This window comes from Rhodococcus sp. P3_B8, from assembly GCF_056402775.1.
The window spans coordinates 1-3,146 of record NZ_JBFUGT010000501.1; the positions used below are offsets into that span (position 1 = coordinate 1).

The window sequence follows — 3,146 nt, forward strand, 5'->3', positions numbered from 1 at the left end:
ATCCATCGCGACGTGATCCAGCACCACGGGCACAGTGGGTCGAACCAGAAATCAGCGACGTCCTTGGCGGTCCCGGCGTTCGTCCCAGCACTCACGTGATGCTCCTTCTCGGTGATGTACACATTCCCGTCCAGTCAACACCTCCCTGCCGGGAATCCTTCCCGGAGACCCGGCTCGCGGCAGTAGGGTCGAGAGTGGTCGACCGGAAGGGAGCATCCTCACATGTCCTCCACTCGCACGTTCGTCGTCGTCGGCGGCGGCCTCGCCGGAGCAAAAACGGCAGAAGCATTGCGTGACAAGGATTTCGACGGTTCGATCATCCTCCTGTCGGAGGAGGAACATCTTCCCTACGAGCGACCTCCGCTGTCGAAGGAACACTTCGCAGGCAAGAAGGCTCTCGGCGACTTCACCGTCCATCACGGCGACTGGTACCGCGACCATCACGTGGATCTGCGGCTCGGCACCACCGCCACCGCCCTCGACCTCACCGCCCACACCGTGACGCTGCCGGACGGTTCCACCCTGGGCTACGACAAGCTCGCCCTCGCGACCGGTTCGCGCTCGCGCCGCCCACCGATCTCCGGGTCCGACGCCGAGGGCGTCCACTACCTCCGCACCATCGACGAATCGGACAAGCTCATCGAGGCGGTCGCCGGTGGCCGACGACTCGTGGTGATCGGCGCCGGCTGGATCGGCCTCGAGGTGGGGGCCTCCGCACGGGAGAAGGGCGCCGACGTGACGGTGGTGGAAGCCGCCGAAGTTCCGCTGCTCGGCTCCCTCGGCCCCGAGATCGGCTCGGTCTTCGCCGAACTCCACCGCGAGCACGGCGTTCAACTGCACCTCGGCGCCACGGTCGAGGAAATCGTCGTCGACGACGGCAAGGCCACCGGGGTTCGGCTGGGCGACAGCACCGTCCTTCCCGCCGACGCCGTCCTCGTCGCCGTCGGCGCGGCACCCAATATCGAGATCGCGGAGCGGGCCGGACTCGACGTCGACGGCGGCGTTCTCGTCGACGCCGGGTTGCAGACCAGCGACCCCGACGTCGTCGCGGTGGGCGATATCGCCGCGCAGTGGCATCCGCAGCTCGGCACCCGAATCCGGGTCGAGCACTGGGCTAATGCGCTCAACCAGCCGTCCGTGGCCGCCGCCACCATGCTCGGGCACGCGGCCGAATACGGGAACCTGCCCTACTTCTTCACCGACCAGTTCGATCTGGGCATGGAGTACGTGGGGTACGCCCCGCACGATTCGTACGACCGGGTGGTCGTGCGTGGCGATTTCGCCGCACGCGAGTTCCTGGCCTTCTGGCTCGACGCGGACAACCACGTCCTCGCCGGCATGAACGTCAACATCTGGGATGTCACCGATCAGATCAAGCAACTGGTGTCCTCGTCCGCCCCGGTCGATCCCGACCGCTTGGCCGACCCCGGGGTGCCGTTGACCGACCTGTCCGGTTAACACCCCGCTCCCACTCGTGATGGGATGGCAGCATCGAGTACGAGCACCGCCGCCGATCACGAGGAGACCTCTGTGGCCCCACCGAACCTGACCCGCGAACAGGCAGCCGAACGAGCCGGACTGCTGACCGTCGACAACTACCTGATCGAACTCGACCTCACCGACGGGACAGGTCAGCCCGGAGTCGAGACGACAATCCAGCCCGGAGTCGAGACGTTCTCCTCTCGCACCACCGTCACGTTCGGGGCCACCCCCGGCGCGTCCACGTTCGTCGACATCGTCGCGGCCCGTGTGCATTCGGCCACGCTGAACGGCTCCCCCGTCGACGTGTCGAACTACGACGAGTCCACCGGCATCACACTCACCGATCTCGCGGAACGCAACGAACTGGTGGTCGAGGCCGACTGCGCGTACTCGCACACCGGTGAAGGGCTACACCGCTTCGTGGACCCGACCGACGACGCGGTGTACCTGTACTCGCAGTTCGAGACCGCCGACGCCAAGCGCATGTTCGCCTGCTTCGACCAGCCCGACCTGAAGGCGACGTTCGACGTGCACGTCACGTCCCCCGCCGACTGGAAGGTGATCTCCAACTCCGCGACCGTCGAGACGGTGGCGCCGGAACCCGGCCGTCACATCTTCCGCACCACACCGAAGATGAGCACCTACCTCGTCGCGCTCATCGCCGGCCCGTACGCGGAGTGGACCGACAACTACTCCGACGAGCACGGCGACATTCCCCTCGCGATCTACTGCCGCGCCTCGCTCGGGAAACACATGGATTCCGAGCGCCTGTTCACGGAAACCAAGCAGGGCTTCGCGTTCTACCACCGCAATTTCGGCACCCCCTACGCGTTCGGGAAGTACGACCAGCTGTTCGTTCCCGAATTCAATGCGGGCGCAATGGAGAACGCCGGCGCCGTGACGTTCCTCGAGGACTACGTCTTCCGGTCCAAGGTGACCCGGGCGTCGTACGAGCGGCGCGCCGAGACCGTGCTGCACGAGATGGCGCACATGTGGTTCGGCGACCTCGTCACCATGCGCTGGTGGGACGACCTGTGGCTCAACGAGTCCTTCGCGACGTTCGCCTCCGTGCTCTGCCAGAGCGAGGCCACCGAATACACCAACGCCTGGACCACGTTCGCCAACGTCGAGAAGTCCTGGGCGTACCGGCAGGATCAGCTGCCGTCCACCCACCCCATCGCCGCCGACATCCCGGACCTCGCCGCGGTCGAGGTGAACTTCGACGGCATCACGTACGCGAAGGGCGCCTCCGTCCTCAAGCAGCTCGTCGCGTACGTCGGGCTCGACCCCTTCCTGTCCGGCCTGCGGGACTACTTCCGCGACCACGCCTTCGACAACGCCACGTTCGACGACCTCCTCGGTGCACTCGAGAAGTCTTCGGGCCGCGACCTGTCCGACTGGGGAGCCCAGTGGCTCAAGACCACCGGGCTCAACATCCTGCGTCCCGAATTCGACGTCGACGCGGACGGCAAGTTCACCCGGTTCGCCGTTCTGCAGTCCGGCGCCGCACCCGGTGCCGGTGAGCGACGGGTGCACCGCATCGCCGTCGGCGTGTACGACGACCGGGGCGGCAAGCTCGTGCGCACGAAGCGGGTGGAACTCGACCTCGACGCCACCGAACGCACCGACGTCACCGACCTCGTCGGTGTCGAACGCGGGCAGCT

At 66.6% G+C, this 3,146-nt stretch carries 2 protein-coding genes and 1 pseudogene; 2 read left to right on the plus strand and 1 reads right to left on the minus strand.

Annotation, left to right across the window (positions count from 1 at the left end):
* Positions 1-95 (minus strand): annotated as a pseudogene (locus AC1D1G_RS43585) (disulfide bond formation protein DsbA); the annotation flags it as partial.
* Positions 96-222: 127 nt separating this feature from the next.
* Here AC1D1G_RS43585 and AC1D1G_RS43590 point away from each other — a divergent pair.
* Both AC1D1G_RS43590 and pepN read left to right on the plus strand, forming a co-directional pair.
* Complete coding sequence (locus tag AC1D1G_RS43590; RefSeq protein WP_283333576.1) at positions 223-1,458, plus strand: NAD(P)/FAD-dependent oxidoreductase; 1,236 nt, start codon at positions 223-225, stop codon at positions 1,456-1,458.
* A gap of 72 nt (positions 1,459-1,530) precedes the next feature.
* A partial coding sequence (pepN, locus tag AC1D1G_RS43595; RefSeq protein WP_477956752.1) for an aminopeptidase N occupies positions 1,531-3,146 on the plus strand: 1,616 nt, incomplete at its 3' end.